Below are 16,103 nucleotides of genomic sequence, written 5' to 3' on the forward strand. Positions count from 1 at the left end.
CGCGCCGTACTCCGTCATGCTCCACATTGCTGGACAGGGGCGGAGCCTCCTGGGTGGCTACTCCCCCCGCGGTACGCCGCCCCGGTCGGCTACTCCGCCAGTACACCCCGCAGTTCCACCCCGTGGCCCGCCGCACTGTCCGAGCAGGCGCTTAGGGTTCAGGCATGAAGCTACGCAAACCCCGCGGCCGGGTCCTCGCGAGCGCGGCCGCCGCGCTCGCCGTCCTCGCCGGGGCTGGTACCTGGACGGCCGTCGCGTCCGACGGGCCCGCGCCGGTGCACCGCGAGGACCGGCTGATGGCGGTTGACGGGGTGCGTATCGACACGTCGTACTTCACCGCAGGCGGCTCCGGGCGGCGGCCCGCCGTGCTGGTCGGGCACGGCTTCGGCGGCAGCAAGGACGATGTGAAGTCCCAGGCGCAGCAGTTGGCGCGGGACGGGTACGCGGTGCTGACCTGGTCGGCACGCGGCTTCGGGAAGTCGACCGGTGACATCGGGCTCAACGACCCCGGCCACGAGGTCAAGGACGTGTCCCGGCTGATCGACTGGCTGGCGACCCGCCCCGAAGTCCAGCTGGACAAGCCCGGCGACCCGCGCGTCGGCGTCACCGGAGCCTCGTACGGCGGTGCGATCTCGCTGCTCGCCGCCGGGTACGACCACCGCGTCGACGCCATCGCGCCGCAGATCACCTACTGGAGCCTGGCCGACTCGCTCTTCCCGGACGGGGTGTTCAAGAAGCTCTGGGCCGGGATCTTCATCAACTCCGGCGGCGGCTGCGCCCGTTTCGAGAAACAGCTCTGCGCGATGTACGACCGGGTCGCCGGGAGCGGCAAGCCGGACGCCGCCGCCCGCAAGATGCTCGACGAGCGGAGCCCATCGGGGGTGGGCGGCCGGATCAAGGTGCCCTCGCTGATCGTCCAGGGCCAGACTGACTCCCTCTTCCCGCTGGGCCAGGCCGATGCCGCGGCGAAGCGGATCAAGGCCAACGGCGCGCCCGTATCGGTCGACTGGATCGCCGGCGGGCATGACGGCGGCGACGGGGAGAGCAGCCGGATCAACGGACGGATCGCCTCCTGGTTCGACCGCTATCTCAAGGGCGACAAGGGCGCCGACACCGGGCCGGCCTTCCGTGTCACCCGTACGGGCGGGGTCGATTCGACCGATGGCGCGGCCCAGTTGAGGGGTGCGAGCAGTGGCCACTACCCCGGCCTGGAGAGCGGCGGGCACCCACTCGCGCTCACCGGCCGCGAGCAGACCGTGGAGAACCCGGCAGGCGGCGCGCCGCCCGCGATCTCCGCCGTACCGGGCGTCGCCGCGCTCTCCCAGCTCTCGGGGCTCGGGGTCGGGCTCTCGCTGGACTTCCCAGGCCAGTACGCGCACTTCGACTCCGCACCGGTGACCACCGCCCTCACCGTCACCGGCGCACCGAAGGCCAGGGTCAGGGTCACGTCGTCCTCGCCGGACGCGGTCCTGTTCGCCAAGGTGTACGACGTGCCGCCGGACGGCAAGCAGCAGGTGCTGCCCCACCAGCTCGTCGCCCCGGTCCGGATCACCGGGGCGAAGGCGGGCCGGACGGTCGAGCTGACCCTTCCGGCCATCGACCACAAGGTCGAGGCCGGACACCGGCTGCGGCTGGTCCTCGCGTCGACCGACCTCGGTTACGCGTCCCCGGCGTCCCCCGCCACGTACACCGTCTCGTCGGCCGGACCACTGACCGTCCCCACGGTGCCGGCGCTGCGCACCGCGAGTGCCGGGTTCCCCTGGTGGGTGTGGGGACTTCCGGCGCTGGGCGCGCTGATCGCGGCCGTGCTGCTGGTGCCGCGGCGGGTGAGGTCCGTCCCCGCACCCGACCCCGAGCTGGCGCATCTGCCGCTGCGGATCACCGGGCTGACCAAGAAGTACGCCAGGTCCGCCGACCGGTACGCGGTCCGTGATCTGTCCTTCGACGTGGGAAAGGGCCAGGTGCTCGGCCTGCTCGGGCCCAATGGCGCGGGCAAGACCACCACGCTGCGGATGCTGATGGGGCTCATCACGCCTGACGGCGGCGAGATCCGGGTGTTCGGCCACGCGATCCGGCCGGGTGCGCCCGTCCTCTCGCGGGTCGGCGCTTTCGTCGAGGGGGCCGGGTTCCTGCCGCACCTCTCCGGGCGGGCCAACCTCGATCTGTACTGGCAGGCCACCGGCCGCCCCACCGAGGACGCGCACGTCGCCGAGGCGCTGGAGATCGCCGGTCTTGGCGACGCGCTGGACCGCGCGGTCCGTACGTACTCGCAGGGGATGCGGCAGCGGCTCGCCATCGCCCAGGCCATGCTCGGCCTGCCCGACCTGCTGATCCTGGATGAGCCGACGAACGGACTCGACCCGCCGCAGATCCGCGAGATGCGGGACGTGATGATCCGGTACGCGGCCGAAGGCCGGACCGTGATCGTCTCCAGCCATCTGCTGGCGGAAGTCGAGCAGTCCTGCACGCATCTGGTCGTCATGGACCACGGACAGCTCGTCCAGGCCGGACCCGTCGCCGAGATCATCGGCAGTGGGGACACCCTCCTCGTCACCGCCGCCGAGGAGATCACGGAGGCGCTGGCCGGGAAGGTGGCCGCGCTGCCCGGCATCGGCTCCGCCGTACGCACCGACGACGGACTGCTCGTCCGGCTGGACGGAGCCACCCCGGCGGTCCTCGTCGCGGAACTGCTGCGGCTGGACGTGCCGTTGACCGGCATGGGACCGCACCGCCGCCTGGAGGACGCGTTCCTCACCCTGATCGGAGGCCAACCCGTATGAGCACGACCGTCCTCCCGGACCCAGCCGCCCCCGACCCCGCCCTCCGGGGCCCCGCTCGTCCTGACCCCGCGACAGCCACCGCGCCCGGATACCGCGCACGGCACACGCTGCCCCTGCTGGTCGAGGCGAAACGGCAGTTCAGGCGGCGGCGCACGCTGGCGATGGGCGCGGTGCTCGTCGCGCTGCCGTTCATCCTGGTCGCGGCGTTCGCGGTCGGCGGCACCCCCAGCGGCAGCGGCCGGAACGGTCCGACGCTGCTGGACACCGCGACGGCTTCCGGCGCGAACTACGCGGCGACCTGCCTGTTCGTGTCGGCGGGCTTCCTGCTGGTGGTGCCGGTCGCGCTGTTCTGCGGCGACACAGTGGCATCGGAGGCCGGCTGGTCATCGCTGCGCTATCTGCTCGCCGCGCCCGTGCCGCGCGCCCGGCTGCTGTGGAGCAAGCTCACGGTTGCCCTCGTCTTCAGCCTGGCGGCGATGGTGGTGCTGCCGGTGGTGGCGCTCGCGGTGGGCACGGTCGCGTACGGCTGGGGGCCGCTGGAGCTGCCCACCGGGGGCTCGCTCGCAGCGGGGGACACGGTGCCGCGGCTGGTGCTCGTGGTGGCGTTCATCTTCGTGTCCCAACTGGTCACGGCGGCACTCGCGTTCTGGCTCTCCACCAGGACGGACGCGCCGCTGGGAGCGGTCGGCGGCGCGGTCGGTCTGACGATCGTCGGGAACGTCCTGGACGCGGTGACCGCGCTCGGCTCCTGGCGCGACTTCCTGCCCGCGCACTGGCAGTTCGCCTGGGCGGACGCACTCCAGCCTCAGCTCGAATGGGGCGGCATGGTCAAGGGCGCGGCCGTGTCGGTGGCGTACGCGCTCGTCCTCTTCGCGCTGGCCTTCAGGGGGTTCGCCCGGAAGGACATCGTGTCGTAGCGGAGGGCGGCCCCGCGGCGGCCATGCGGGGTGGGAAGAGAGAGCGGGGCCACCGCCGGCGCGCTCAGCCTGGCCGAACCCCTGGCCGCCGCGGTGCTGGGGATCGCGCTGCTCGGGGAGCGGCTGAGCCCCTCAGGTGTGGCGGGCGGGGTGCTCCTGCTGGGCGGGCTGGTACTGGTCTCCGCCCTGCCCAGCGCTGGAGGCTACGGCTCCCATGCGGAGGGCGGCGCCAGGCCCCGGCTCCCGTGCTGCCCGGACGGGGAGCGGGCGCGGAGACGTAGGTGCTCGGTATCCACGGCGTTACGGCAGCGGTGATGCTGGTGATCAGCGTGCTCCTGCTCAGCGCGTAACCCCTTGCCACGGTGGCGCCTTTGCGTCGGTGGCCCCTTTGCGTCGGTGGCCCCTCGCCTCACACCGTGGTCATCACGGAGTGGGGCAAGGGGCGGGCGCCACCTCGGACTACAGGTCGAACTCCGTCGGCGCGATCCCCAGCGCGAAGCACGCCTCGCGGACCACGGCCCGCTCGGACTTGTCGAAGTCTCCGTCGGCGCCGCCGATCACGATGCCGATCTGGATGACGGCGCGGGCCTCGGTGGGCTTCTTGCTGACCTTGCCGATGGTCTGCAGGATGCTGACCTTGCCGAAGTCGAAGTCGGCGGTGAGCTTCTGGCAGTAGTCGTTGAAGCGCGCCTGCAGGTCGTCCGCCGTGAAGTTCGTCAGGACGTCATTGGTGGCGATCAGCGAGGCGACGCGCTGGCGCTCCGCGGGGTCGATCGAGCCGTCGGCCGCGGCGACCAGCGCGCACATGGCCATGCTGGCATCCCGGAATCCGCCGCTCTTGAGGTCGTTCTTCTTCGCGTCGAGCTGCGTCTGCATCGTCTTCGCAGAGTCCTTCAAGCGGTCCCACAGGGCCATCAGCCGTCTCCTCGTTCACCACGTGACCATTTTGATCACTCTTTACGGAGAGACAACGGCCGGACCCGTCAGGAAGTGCCCGCTGCGGTGTCACTCGGCGATGGCCGCCGGGCCCGGACGGCGGCCGGCGGTTCCGGTGCGCGTGGCAGACTGGCTGTCCGATGAACCTCGACTCCACCGACCTCGCGCTCGTCCACCTCCTCCAGGAGGACGGCCGCACGTCCTACGAGACGCTCGCCGCGCGCGTCGGTCTCTCCCGCGCCGCCGCCCGCGCACGGGCGCTGCGGCTGACCGAGGAGGGGGTCCTGCGGATCGTCGGTGTCATCCACCCCGCGGTGCTCGGGCGCACGGTCAGCGCGCATGTGGCCATTGACCTCGTCGGGCCCGCCGAACCCGTCGCGCGGACCGTGGCCGGGCTCTCCGAAGCGGTCTTCGTGACGCTGACCGCAGGCCGGCGCCCGGTCATCGCGGAGCTGCGGACGTCCGATTTCGACGCGCTGAGCGCCCTGGTGGCGGACGTGGCGCGGCTGCCCGGTGTACGGGGTGTCGACACGACCCCGTACACGCGCGTACTCAAGGACCCCTATCTGCCGGTGACTTCGCCCGGCGTGGTGAGCCTCGACGAGACGGATCACGCGATCCTGCGGGCGCTCCAGGCCGACGGGCGCATGTCCTACGCCGAGTTGGCGGACCGGATCGCCATGTCGGCCGCCGCCGCGCGGGCCCGCTCACTGCGCCTGCTGGACGCCGGTGTCTTCCGGGTCGCGGCCCTGGTCCGTCCGGGAACGCTCGGTATGGGCCATCTCGCGGGCTTCTCGATGCGCCGCTCCGGTGACGTGCGCGGCGCGGCGGCGGTGGGCGGTCTGCTGGCCACCGAGCAGGTGCAGTTCGCCGCCGAGTGTGTGGGCCGCGCGGACGTGATCGGCACGGTGGGCGGCGAGACTCTCGCCGATGTGCTGGTCTCGCTGGAGAAACTGCGCGCGCTGGACGGCGTACACGGTCTGGAGAGCTGGCTCCACCTGGAGCTGGTCAAGGAGCGCTACGACTCGCTGACCACGAGCTGACAGCGGTCTCCTCTTCCCTTTCCTCCTTCCCCGTCACCGCCACCCATTTCCCACACCCGCCCGTCCCTCCCCGTCCGCACGCGGTTCGCTCGCGCCCGCCCTCCACCGCAAGTGAAAAGTTCTTCATCCACCCCTCTGGATAATTTTTCGCTTGCGTCGTACTGTCGCACTCAGCGAATCGCTCGCACATGCCTCTCTCGGGTGTCGATTCGTTTCCCGTGGCGCTGGGCCGCCCGGTGCCTGTTTGAACCACATAAGCCGACGCCCGGCCCCGGCAGCAGCGCCCGCCCACCGGGAGACCGCACGCCCCTCCCCGTACTACCGGAGCACCCACATGGCCACCACGCCCGCAGCACACCCGGACCGCACCCTTCTCATCACCGGCGGCACCGTCCACACCCTCACCCCGGCGGGCCGCGCCGAGGCCCTCGCGGTGCGCGGCGAGCGCATCGTGCACGCGGGCACGGCCGAGGAGTGCCGGGCCGCACTGGACGGCCGTGTGGACGAGCGGCTGGACCTGGGCGGACGCCAACTGTTGCCCGGTTTCGTCGACGCGCACTGCCACCCGGTGATGTACGGACAGAACCTCGCCTGGGCCGACGTACGGCCCGAGACCGTCGCGGACATCGACGGGCTGGTCGCCGCGCTCCGCCGCCACGCGGAAGGGCTCCGGCCGGACGCCGCCCTGCGCGGCTTCGGCTACGAGCACCGCAGGCTGGCCGAGGGCCGCCACCCCACCTGCCATGACCTCGACCGGGTCGCCACCGACCGCGAGGTCTACGTGATGAACGCGTCCGGCCACGGTGGTGTCGTGAACACCTACACCCTGCGCAAGTACGGCATCACCGCAGGCACCCCCGACCCGCTCGGCGGCCGCATCGGCCGTACGCCCTCCGGCGAGCCCAACGGCGAACTGTGGGACGGCGCCTGCGATCTGCTGACCGGCCCCGACGGCGTGAAGATCACCAACCACGGCCCGAACTTCCACCTCGACGACCCGGCCGACGTCATGCGCGGCCATCTGCTCCGCGCCCAGCAGACCTTCCTCGCCGCCGGGGTCACCACCATCGGCGACGCCCAGGCCTCCCGCCGCGAGCTCTCCACCTATCTGCGCGCCCGCGACGCGGGCGACCTGCGGATGCGCACCTCCGTCTATCTGACGTCGGCGCTGCTCGACACCGCCCTCGACCTCGGTCTCGGCAGCGAGCTCGGCGACGACCAGCTGCGGATCCAGGGCGTCAAGCTCTACGCGGACGGAACGCTGGGCGGCTGGACCGCGTACTTCCCCGAGGGCTATGCGGCCGACTGCTGCAACCACGGGCAGCTCTACCACGACCCCGCCGAGTACGCGGACCTGGTGCTGCGCGCCCACCGGGCCGGCTTCCAGACTGCGACCCACGCGCAGTCCCCGTACGCGATCGGCATGGTCCTGGACGCCGTCGAGAAGGCGCTCGCCGACACGCCCCGCGCGGACGCCCGGCACCGCGTCGAGCACTGCGGGCTGCCCACCGACGCCGAGATCGCCCGAATGCGGGAGCTGGGTGTGCACGGCGTGCTCCAGCCGCAGCACCACCTCCGTACCGGCGACGGCACGCTCACCGCGATCGGCGAGATGGGCCACCGCTACAACCCGGCGGGCCTGCTCCAGTCGGCGGGCACGGAGTTCGCGTTCAGCTCGGATGCGCCCGTCGCGCCGCCCCGGCCGTTCGAGGCGGTCGCCGCCGCCGCGAGCCGGGAGACCGTGCTCGGTACCCGGCTCGGCACGCCGGAGATGCGGCTCGCCGTCGCGGACGGCATCCGCGCGCACACGCTCGGCGGAGCGCGGGCGCTGCACCGCGAGAACGAGGTGGGCAGCCTGCGCGCCGGAGCGTTCGCCGACTTCGTCATCACGGCCGCCGACCCGTACGCGACCGACGACCTTGCCCAGCTCGCCACGGCCGGCGTCGACGAGACCTGGATCGGCGCCCGCCTGGTCTGGTCCGCCACGGCCTGACCGGCCTGGGTCCCTGCGTCGCACCTCTCCACGTCCGTACGTCCGCCGATCCGGCGCCCCACTGAACCCAGGCTGTTCACCGATTACGGCACACCCCGCCCGCCCTCACCGGCGACCGCCACCGTGAAGGAGCACCACCGATGAGCACCACCGCACATCCGGACCGGCCAGGGGCCGACGCGGCCGAACGCACAGGCGGCGGCCCCGCGTCGGGCGCGGTCGAACAGCACGGCTACGACTTCATCCCCGAGTCCGAGCGCTATATGACCCCGCGCCAACTGGGCTTCTTCTGGGCCGGGATCAACTCCTACCAGTTCTTCTTCGTGCTCGGCGCGGGTGCCATCGCCCTCGGCCTCTCCCTCGTCCAGGCCCTGGTCGCGGTGGTGGTCGGCAACGCGCTGTTCGGCCTGGTCGCGTACAGCTCGATCGCAGGACCGCGCGCCGGACTGCCCGCGCTCACGCTGAGCCGGGCGCCCTTCGGCGTGTTCGGCAACCGCGTCAACGCGCTGTTCACCTGGGCCATGTCGCTGGGCTTCAAGACGGTCAACGGCCTCCTCGGGGTCTTCGCCGTGCTCGCCCTCTTCGGCCGGCTCGGCTGGCACCACTCCGGCGCGCCCGGCAAGGTCCTGGCGACCCTGCTCGTGCTGGGTGCGGCCATCGTCATCGCGGTCACTGGCCACCGGCTGCTGGTGAAGGTCCAGCCGTACTTCGCGGTGGCGGTGGCCGTGGTCTTCGCGCTGCTGCTCTGCTTCACCATCGGCGGGGTGGACTGGAACTGGCAGCCGCCGCATCCGGCTTCGGGCGGCCACTGGCTCGCGCTGATCGTCTCCGCCGCCGCGCTGATCGCGTCCGGTTCGCTGTCGTACCTGGTGGTCTCGCCGGACTACGCCCGCTACCTCCCATCGGACACCCCGGTCCGCAAGGTCTTCCCGCGGGTACTGGGCGGCGGCGCGGGAATGGCCGTCTACCTGGGCATCGCGGGCGTCCTGATCGCGACCCGTACGGATCTCACCGACCCGGTGGCGGGCGTCCGGCCACTGGTGCCCAGCTGGCTGTACGTCCTCTACATCGCCGCCTGCTTCCTGGGCTCGATCTCCAACAACGCCTCGGTGTTCTACTCGTCGGGGCTGGCCATCCAGGCCGTCGGCATCCCGCTCAAGCGCTGGCTCGCCACCGCCCTGGACGCCACCCTGGCGCTGGCCGCGGTGCTGCTGATCCTCTTCGTGTACGACTTCGAGACCGCGCTGAACGAGTTCCTCTCCCTGGTCAACGTCTGGGCGGGCCCGTTCGCCGCCGTCTGGATCGTGGACGGCATCCTGCGCCGCTGGCACTACGACCAGCACGACATCCACACCAGCGACCGGAGCAGCCGCTACTGGGGTATCGGCGGTATCAACGTCCAGGGTCTGATCGCGCTCGCCTGCGGCATGGCCACCGGCCTGCTCACCATCAACTCGCCCCTCCTGCCCAGCTGGCTGAGCGGCCGGCTGGGCGGCGCCGACCTCTCCTGGTTCCTGCCGATCGTGGTCTCGGGGGCGGCCTATCTGCTGCTGGCGGGGCGGCGGGTGCGCGGGGAGCGGGAGAGGGACGGGCTGGTGAGCCGCCCGTAACGGGAGAGCTGCTCGAAGGCGCACCTTCGGGGGCTTGTGGGCCCCGGCAACGCATCGGCGACAAAGTATTTCGGTATCCGATGTAATCTTCTTCTGTGGGACGAACCCCGGCGACGGCTCCTGCCGTCGTGTTCGCGGGGACGCGGCCCGGCACCCGGCGTGCGAGTGGAGGAGACGTGAGCAGGCGCATGGCCCTTACCGGTGGACGGCACCCTTCGTGGATGGGCGTCCTCCTGCGGGAGCGTGCCCGGCCGGAGCGGATCCGGCTGCGGCCGGGCGCCTGGTGGCTCGCGGTGGGCACGGTGTGCTTCGGGGCCTTCATGGGGCAGCTGGACGCGAGCATCGTGACGCTGACGTACGGCAGTGTGCGCACGGAGTTCCACGCGTCGCTGGCGGCCGTCGAGTGGGTGTCCCTCGCCTACCTGCTCACGCTGGTGGCCCTGCTGGTGCCGATCGGCCGGCTGTCGGACGCGCACGGGCGCAAGCTGTTCTACCTCTACGGTTTCGTGGTCTTCACCGCGGCCTCGGCCGCCTGCGGTCTCGCCCCCTCGCTGGCGACACTGGTGGCCTTCCGGGTGGTGCAGGCGGCGGGCGCCGCGATGATGCAGGCCAACAGCGTCGCGCTGGTGGCCACCAGCGCGCCGCGGGAACGGATGCGGACCGCGCTGGGCGTGCAGGCCGCCGCCCAGGCCCTCGGCCTCACGCTGGGGCCGACGGTCGGGGGCGCGCTGGTGGCGACGCTCGGCTGGCGCTGGGTCTTCGGCATCAATGTGCCGATCGGGCTGTTCGCGCTGGTCGCGGGTCACTATCTGCTGCCGAGGACGCGCAGCCGACTGCGGTCGGAGGGCTTCGACCGGGCAGGCCTGGCGCTGCTCGTCGTGGCGACGACCAGCGGGCTGCTCGGGGTCTCGGCCGCGTCCGGACTGCCGGTACCCGGCTGGGGTGTCGCCGCGCTGTTCGTGCTGGCCGCAGGGGCCGGCTGGGCGTTCGCGGTGCGCCAGCGGGTGGCCGCCGTGCCGCTGCTCGACCTGGCGCTGCTGCGGGTGCGGGCGGTGTCGTCCGGGCTGATCGGGGCGCTCTGCGGCTACCTGGTGCTCTTCGGCCCCCTGGTGCTGGTCCCGGTCGTGCTGACGGGCAGCGGCTCGTCGGAGCTGACGGCGGGGCTGGTGCTGACCGCGCTCCCGGTCGGCTTCGCGGTCGCCGCCACGGCAGCGGACAGGGCCCTGCCCGCGGCGCTGGGCGACCGGGGCCGCTGTGTACTGGGCGCGCTGATCTGTGTGGCGGCGCTGGTGGCGGTGGTCCTGGCACCGCTGACTCCCGGACCGCTGACGCTGCTTCTCGCGGTGCTCGGGCTGGGGCTGGGCATCTTCACCCCGGCCAATAACACGCTGATCATGGGGGCGATCCCGGCGCGTTCGTCGGGCACCGGCGGCGGACTGGTCAACATGGCCCGTGGCCTGGGTACGGCCCTGGGCGTCGCGCTGGTGGCCCTGGCCCTGCATCTCGCCCCGGCGCACGGAGTGCCGGACGGCCCGCGCTGGGCCGTACTGGTCCTGCTCATGGCGGCGCTGGTGGCGGTGTACGCGGCGGGTTCGGGGCCCCGGGCGGGGGCTCGGTCGCGTACGTGATCAGTCGCGTACGTAAGCGGGGACTCGGCCGGGGCAGGGCTGGGTACGGCTGGTGGTGTGCGCGTCACTGGTGCGTGCGTCACCGGTCCGTCGGGTCACGGTCGGGAGGTGGAGCGCCCTGTGAGCTGTCGGAGCCATCGCCCGCGGACTCGGCAGCTGAACCGGAGCCGGTGTCGCTCTCATGGCCGGCTTCGCTCGCGGAGCCCGAGCCCGAGCCCGAGCCCGAGCCCGAGCCCGAGCCGGAGCCGGAGCCGGTGCCGGTGCCGGTGCCGGTGCCCGAGCCTGAGTCCGAGCCGCTGCCCCTTCCGGAAGTGGTGTCAGCACCGAGGCCGGTGTCGGCACCGTCGCGACGGCGGGTGACGATGAGGTACACCAGCGCCCCGGTGAACAGCGCGGCCGAGACCCAGTCGTTCAGCCGCAGGCCCAGAAAGTGGTTGGCGTGGTCGATCCGCAGGGCTTCGATCCAGGCCCGCCCGGCGGTGTACGCCAGCACATAGCAGGCGAACAGCCGTCCCCTGCGCGGCCGGTGGCGCCGGTCGAGCCAGAGGAGCAGGGCCATCACGCCGAGATCCCACAGCGACTCGTAGAGAAACGTCGGGTGGTAGAAGGCGACGGTCGGGCTGTCCGCCGGCCGGTGCGCGGGATCGATCAGCAGGGCCCAGGGCAGATGAGTGGGACCGCCGAACAGCTCCTGGTTGAAGTAGTTCCCCCACCGCCCGATCGCCTGAGCCAGCACCAGGCCGGGAGCGGCGGCATCCGCGAAGTCCGCCAGCCTGATGCCCCGGCGCCTGCACCCCAGCCACGCGCCCACCGCGCCGAGGGCGACGGCACCGGGGATGCCGAGCCCGCCGTCCCAGATGTACAGGGCGCGGATGGGCTGCTTGCCGGCGGCGAAGTACAGCTCGGGGTCGGTGATGACGTGGTAGAGCCGCCCGCCCAGCACACCGAACGGCACGGCCCACAGTGCGATGTCGGCGATGTGGTCGCGGTTGCCGCCACGGGCCGCCCAGCGGCGGCCGGTCAGCCACACCCCGGCGAAGATCCCCGCGATGATGCACAGCGCGTACGCCCGGATCGGGAAGGGCCCGAGATGCCAGACACCCTGGGAAGGGCTGGGAATGTACGCCAGGTTCATCGGCGGGACCGCTCTCGACGTGAGGTTGCCGACCGGGGCCGGGGGAACCCGAGCGAGATTACCTCGGAGACCGAAACTTCCGCCTGTGGCCCCTGCGGTCGGGGGCCGTGACCCCCTGCGAGCGCGGGCTGTGCAGCTGCGGCGCCTGCCTCCGCAGCGGGTGTCCGCGTGGCCGTTGTTGCTGCCGCTGCTGCCGCTGTGGCCCCGAGCCTGTGACCCCGGTGCTGGGGGTCAGTAAAGTTCGCGTATGCCGCCCCAGCCCCGATCCGGGACCCGTAAGCCGTCGGACGACCACACGTCCGACGCGCGACTGCTCACCGAGGCCGTCACGCGCCTGCGCCGTTCGCTGCGGGCGTCGATCCGCACCGACTACCCGTGGGAGACCCTGCCCATGGCCCAGGTGGAACTGCTCCAGGTCCTCGCGGAACACTCCCCGGCCCGCATCAGCGACCTGGCCACCCGCCAGCATCTGGCGGCCAGCACGGTATCGGGCCTGATCGGGCAGATGATCACGGCCGGTCTGGTGACCCGCGATGTCGACTCGGCCGACCGACGGGCCTCCGTCGTCGTCCTCACCGACGCGGGCCGCGCCCAGCTCACCGCCTGGGCTCAGGCGCACGAACGCCGCCTGGGCGCCGCGCTCGCGGCCCTGGGCGACGCGGACCGCGACACGGTCCGGGCGGCCCTGCCGGCCCTGCTCCGGATCGCGGAACACCTGGACGACTCCGGGGAGTGACCGTGGCAGCCCCGCCCGGCAGGCTCATTTTGCTGCTCAGTTGGAGTTCGCGCCGTTGATGCGACGGCCGTCGAGGTAGGTCGTGACGCGGTAGGCGTAGCCGCCAGGGGTGAGGTAGAGGGCGTGATTGGTCGCCCCGCGAGGGTCCCCAGGGGGCACGTCCACCCAGCCGATGAGGACGGACCGGGGGGTCGGCACCCTGACCTCGGCGAGCTCCGCTATCACCTTGGGGTCGAGCGGCACGGTGTGCAGCTCAAGCGGCCCGCCGCTCGCCCACAGTTCGCCGGACTCCGTCTGGGTACGCGTTGACGTTGCAGTGCTCATGACTTCTCCTGCCGATCGGTTGGATTCCCGGGGCTCGGGCTCGGGGCACGATCCGGCGCCGGAAGCTCCAGGCTTGTGAGGGCTCTTATGAGGGCTCGTCCCGTACATGACCGATCGTCACCGGCTGATGACGGCCGAATCCATGCTGTGACTTTAGGTGTACTCAACGTGATCGTGGTGTCACGAAGGCTCGAATGGCTCATTCCCCGTGCTGAAGTGGCGCTTCACGACGGCTCCTTCGGGTGGCCTTCCGGCACCGTGTGTGCCGATGGGTTCCACCCTGCCGGAGGCATCCTGAAGCTGACCTGAAGCATCCTGAAGGCGCCTTCAGGTTCGGCCCGTTGAGCGCGGGTGCCGTTGCCGACCGCGGTGGGCGAGGGAAGGCTCGCTCTCCGGACTCCGACGCCGTCACGACAGCCGGACGGCGTCGGACCCTCCCCGTGACCTGGGGAGGTTTCGGGCGCTTATGTGCTCGCTACAGGGCTCTCGCTACGGTGCCATCACCAGCGACCCGGACCAGCGAAAAGGCCCTCCCGGTGGGAGGGCCCGGCCGCTGTGCGGCGAGAGTGCCCCCGGCAGGACTCGAACCTGCGGCCAAGCGCTTAGAAGGCGCCTGCTCTATCCACTGAGCTACGGGGGCCGGATCGTGGCCTCGGCGGCCTGGAGCCCCGGTTGTACGGGTGCGCGACCTTGCCAGGGACCAGGATAGGGCTCCATTCACCTGCTCCCCGTTGCTTCACCTCCGTGGCACGATGTGGAGGTTCAGTGAAGCGAACTGATAATCGCAGGCGGGTGCGGATCTCGCACCGCTTTTGGCTCCTCGGGTCCCGGGTGTTGTGCAGTCGTTATGCCTGCGTCCCACTCGTCCCGAGTGGTCCGGGTGTCCGAACGGCCCTGATCGCCCACTATTGGCCCGCACAAGGGCCTATACGCTTCAAAAAGCCAATGAAATTGGGCATTCTTCGCATGTGGTGACCTTGGATGTACGGCCTCAGCTGATTGACGCACTCTCCGCCCTGCGTGACCGAGTCGCCGCCGTGCGCCTTCCGCTCCCGTTGCCAGGCGCACCGCGCGCCCGCCGGACGCGGACCGAGCTGCTCGCGCAGCTCGACGACTACCTGGTGCCCCGGCTCAGAGCTCCGGAAGCACCCCTGCTCGCCGTGATCGGCGGGTCGACCGGCGCGGGGAAGTCCACGCTCGTCAACTCGCTGGTCGGCCGCCGGGTCAGCGAGGCCGGAGTGCTGCGGCCCACCACCCGGACGCCGGTCCTGGTCTGCCATCCCGACGACCACCACTGGTTCGCCGGGCTGCGCGTGCTGCCGCGCCTCACCCGCGTATGGCTTCCGCAGCAGGACGACACCGGCGACGACGGCACCCCGGAGCCGCACGGGGCCACCAGCGGTGCGCTGCGGGTCGAAGTGGCGGCGAACCTGCCGCGCGGGCTCGCACTGCTCGACGCACCCGACATCGACTCGCTCGTCGCGGGCAACCGGGCACTGGCCGCCGAGTTGATCTGCGCCGCCGACGTGTGGGTCATGGTGACCACCGCGTCCCGGTACGCCGACGCGGTGCCCTGGCATCTGCTGCGTACCGCGAAGGAGTACGACGCGACGCTCGTCACCGTGCTCGACCGGGTGCCCCACCAGGTCGTCGGCGAGGTGTCGCGGCAGTACGGCGCGCTGCTCACCCGGGCCGGGCTCGGGGACGCGCCGCGCTTCACGATCCCCGAACTGCCCGAGTCCGCCGGCGGCGGCAGCGGACTGCTGCCCACCACCGCCGTGGCACCGCTGCGCGCATGGCTGACCCAGCACGTGCAGGACCCCGCGACCAGACAGCAGTCGGTCGACCGTACGGCGCGCGGGGTCATCGATTCGCTCGGTGCGCGGATGCCCGAACTGGCCGCTGCCGTCGCCATGCAGTACTCCGCCGCGGTACGGCTCACCGGCACCGTCGTGGAGGCGTACGGGAGCGAGGGCAAGCGTGTACGGGCGCGTCTCAGGGCGGGCGCGGTGCTGGCCGGGGACGCCAGGACCCGTTGGCGCGGCTATCCGCTGGACAGCTCGTCGGGCGAACTGCTCGACGCGCTGTCGGACAGCCTCGCCGTGCTGCTCCAGTGCGCGGTGGCCGCCGCCGACGAACGGGTCCGCGAGAGCTGGGGGCGCGAGCCCGCGGCGGCCGGTCTTGAGGCGGAGGCGGGGGAGGCGGGCGAGCGGGTCGGCCTCGCCGTGCGGCGCTGGCGCCGTGTCCTGGAGGAGCTGGCCGAGGAAGAGGTGCGGGAGCTGGAGCGCTCGGCCGCGCCGGAACCCGAGGCGGTCGCCGCGCTGCTGGCCGCCGCACTGCTGGGCGGGCGCCGGACGCGCAAGGCGGGGGAGCGGCTGGCCGAACGGATCGGCGCGCAGGGGGCGCTGAGGCTGCGCGACAAGGGCGCCGAGCTGGTCAGCACATATATCGACGACGTGCTCGGCGCGGAGCGCGACCGCCGGCTCGCACCGCTGGACGCCCTCGACGTGGGTCCCGAGTCGCAGGCCGAACTGATCGCCGCGCTGTCCGTACTACAGAAGGAGAAGTGCCTGCGATGACCGAGGCGACCGAGGTGACAGATGTGGTCGGAGCGGCTGGGGCGACCGGAGCGGCTGGGGTGACCGGAGCGGCTGGGGTGACCGGAGTGGCGGAGGCGGGTGCGGGACCCGAGCGGTCGGGGGCCAGGGAGAGCCAGGAGCCGCCGCAGGGGGTGCGGGAGCCGTACGCGGCTCCCGCGCCCGGGGCCTCCGGCGTGGCGCCGGGGACGGCATCGGCGATGGTGTCCAGCGACGCGGACACGGCTTCGAAGACGGCGTCCGGCGCGGTACCCGGCGACTCGGACACGGGCTCCGTCACGGCTTCCGGCATGTCCTCGGGGGCAACCCTGAATACACCGGCCGCCGTCTCGTCCGGTCCGCTCGGCCCGTCGGGACCGCCCGGTCCGTCCCGTCCGTCGGATCCATCCGGTCCGTCCGGTCCA

Annotated in this window: 12 protein-coding genes and 1 tRNA gene; 9 read left to right on the forward strand and 4 right to left on the reverse strand. The window is 72.1% G+C overall.

Translation table 11 applies throughout. From position 1 onward, the window contains the following. Positions 1-164 precede the first annotated feature (164 nt). Genes OG452_RS23440 through OG452_RS23450 form a run of 3 tightly spaced genes read left to right on the forward strand, consistent with a single transcriptional unit; the run spans position 165 to position 4,012 of the window. Entirely contained in the window at positions 165-2,780 is a 2,616-nt protein-coding gene (locus OG452_RS23440; protein WP_327297552.1) for an alpha/beta fold hydrolase, read from the forward strand. Next, positions 2,777-3,697 carry an ABC transporter permease gene (locus OG452_RS23445; protein ID WP_327297553.1) on the forward strand — a complete coding sequence of 307 codons (921 nt, stop codon included), beginning with the start codon at positions 2,777-2,779 and terminating at the stop codon, positions 3,695-3,697. The genes OG452_RS23440 and OG452_RS23445 overlap by 4 nt, the downstream gene beginning before the upstream one ends. Positions 3,698-3,727: 30 nt before the next feature. After that, entirely contained in the window at positions 3,728-4,012 is a 285-nt protein-coding gene (locus OG452_RS23450) for an EamA family transporter (RefSeq protein WP_327297554.1), read from the forward strand. Between the two features lie 144 nt (positions 4,013-4,156). On the opposite strand, the gene OG452_RS23455 is transcribed toward OG452_RS23450, so the two are convergent. Then, positions 4,157-4,612 (reverse strand): tellurite resistance TerB family protein, encoded by a 456-nt coding sequence (locus OG452_RS23455; RefSeq protein WP_327297555.1) that lies wholly within the window; start codon positions 4,610-4,612, stop codon positions 4,157-4,159. A 161-nt stretch (positions 4,613-4,773) separates the two neighbouring features. Here OG452_RS23455 and OG452_RS23460 point away from each other — a divergent pair, with 161 nt between their 5' ends. From OG452_RS23460 to OG452_RS23475, 4 genes are all read left to right on the forward strand, one after another. Continuing rightward, positions 4,774-5,676, forward strand: coding sequence for an Lrp/AsnC family transcriptional regulator (locus OG452_RS23460; protein ID WP_327297556.1), 903 nt, complete (start codon positions 4,774-4,776; stop codon positions 5,674-5,676). Between the two features lie 334 nt (positions 5,677-6,010). Next, the gene (locus tag OG452_RS23465) at positions 6,011-7,669 is read left to right on the forward strand and encodes an amidohydrolase (protein ID WP_327297557.1); all 1,659 of its coding nucleotides are present in this window, start codon (positions 6,011-6,013) and stop codon (positions 7,667-7,669) included. A 140-nt stretch (positions 7,670-7,809) separates the two neighbouring features. Beyond that, positions 7,810-9,279 carry a purine-cytosine permease family protein gene (locus tag OG452_RS23470; protein ID WP_327297558.1) on the forward strand — a complete coding sequence of 490 codons (1,470 nt, stop codon included), beginning with the start codon at positions 7,810-7,812 and terminating at the stop codon, positions 9,277-9,279. Between the two features lie 221 nt (positions 9,280-9,500). After that, positions 9,501-10,907, forward strand: a complete 1,407-nt coding sequence (locus OG452_RS23475; protein WP_327297559.1) for an MFS transporter — start codon at positions 9,501-9,503, stop codon at positions 10,905-10,907. Between the two features lie 79 nt (positions 10,908-10,986). Here OG452_RS23475 and lgt read toward each other — a convergent pair whose 3' ends face one another. Then, positions 10,987-12,042, reverse strand: a complete 1,056-nt coding sequence (lgt, locus tag OG452_RS23480; RefSeq protein ID WP_327297560.1) for a prolipoprotein diacylglyceryl transferase — start codon at positions 12,040-12,042, stop codon at positions 10,987-10,989. 247 nt (positions 12,043-12,289) lie between these two features. Between lgt and OG452_RS23485 the strand changes: the two genes are divergently transcribed. After that, positions 12,290-12,778, forward strand: a complete 489-nt coding sequence (locus OG452_RS23485) for a MarR family winged helix-turn-helix transcriptional regulator (RefSeq protein WP_327297561.1) — start codon at positions 12,290-12,292, stop codon at positions 12,776-12,778. A 36-nt stretch (positions 12,779-12,814) separates the two neighbouring features. Here the strand turns inward: OG452_RS23485 and OG452_RS23490 are convergent, their stop codons facing one another. Together OG452_RS23490 and OG452_RS23495 are read right to left on the reverse strand one after the other, a co-directional pair. After that, positions 12,815-13,102 (reverse strand): hypothetical protein, encoded by a 288-nt coding sequence (locus OG452_RS23490; RefSeq protein WP_327297562.1) that lies wholly within the window; start codon positions 13,100-13,102, stop codon positions 12,815-12,817. 567 nt (positions 13,103-13,669) lie between these two features. Next, positions 13,670-13,742, reverse strand: a tRNA-Arg gene (locus OG452_RS23495). A gap of 337 nt (positions 13,743-14,079) precedes the next feature. On the opposite strand from OG452_RS23495, the gene OG452_RS23500 reads away from it, so the two are divergent. Continuing rightward, a complete protein-coding gene (locus tag OG452_RS23500) occupies positions 14,080-15,681 on the forward strand; it encodes a dynamin family protein (protein WP_327299746.1) in 1,602 nt (533 codons plus the stop codon). The last annotated feature ends 422 nt before the right edge of the window (positions 15,682-16,103 follow it).

Source organism: Streptomyces sp. NBC_01197 (genome assembly GCF_036010505.1).
In the GTDB taxonomy this organism is placed as follows: domain Bacteria; phylum Actinomycetota; class Actinomycetes; order Streptomycetales; family Streptomycetaceae; genus Streptomyces.

Bases quoted from the DNA above. Each gene is read 5' to 3' on its own strand.
- OG452_RS23485 (WP_327297561.1), top strand. From the start codon at position 12,290: ATGCCGCCCCAGCCCCGATCCGGGACCCGTAAGCCGTCGGACGACCAC.
- lgt (WP_327297560.1), bottom strand. From the start codon at position 12,042: ATGAACCTGGCGTACATTCCCAGCCCTTCCCAGGGTGTCTGGCATCTC.
- OG452_RS23470 (WP_327297558.1), top strand. From the start codon at position 7,810: ATGAGCACCACCGCACATCCGGACCGGCCAGGGGCCGACGCGGCCGAA.
- OG452_RS23440 (WP_327297552.1), top strand. From the start codon at position 165: ATGAAGCTACGCAAACCCCGCGGCCGGGTCCTCGCGAGCGCGGCCGCC.
- OG452_RS23475 (WP_327297559.1), top strand. From the start codon at position 9,501: ATGGGCGTCCTCCTGCGGGAGCGTGCCCGGCCGGAGCGGATCCGGCTG.
- OG452_RS23490 (WP_327297562.1), bottom strand. From the start codon at position 13,102: ATGAGCACTGCAACGTCAACGCGTACCCAGACGGAGTCCGGCGAACTG.
- OG452_RS23445 (WP_327297553.1), top strand. From the start codon at position 2,777: ATGAGCACGACCGTCCTCCCGGACCCAGCCGCCCCCGACCCCGCCCTC.
- OG452_RS23460 (WP_327297556.1), top strand. From the start codon at position 4,774: ATGAACCTCGACTCCACCGACCTCGCGCTCGTCCACCTCCTCCAGGAG.
- OG452_RS23455 (WP_327297555.1), bottom strand. From the start codon at position 4,612: ATGGCCCTGTGGGACCGCTTGAAGGACTCTGCGAAGACGATGCAGACG.
- OG452_RS23465 (WP_327297557.1), top strand. From the start codon at position 6,011: ATGGCCACCACGCCCGCAGCACACCCGGACCGCACCCTTCTCATCACC.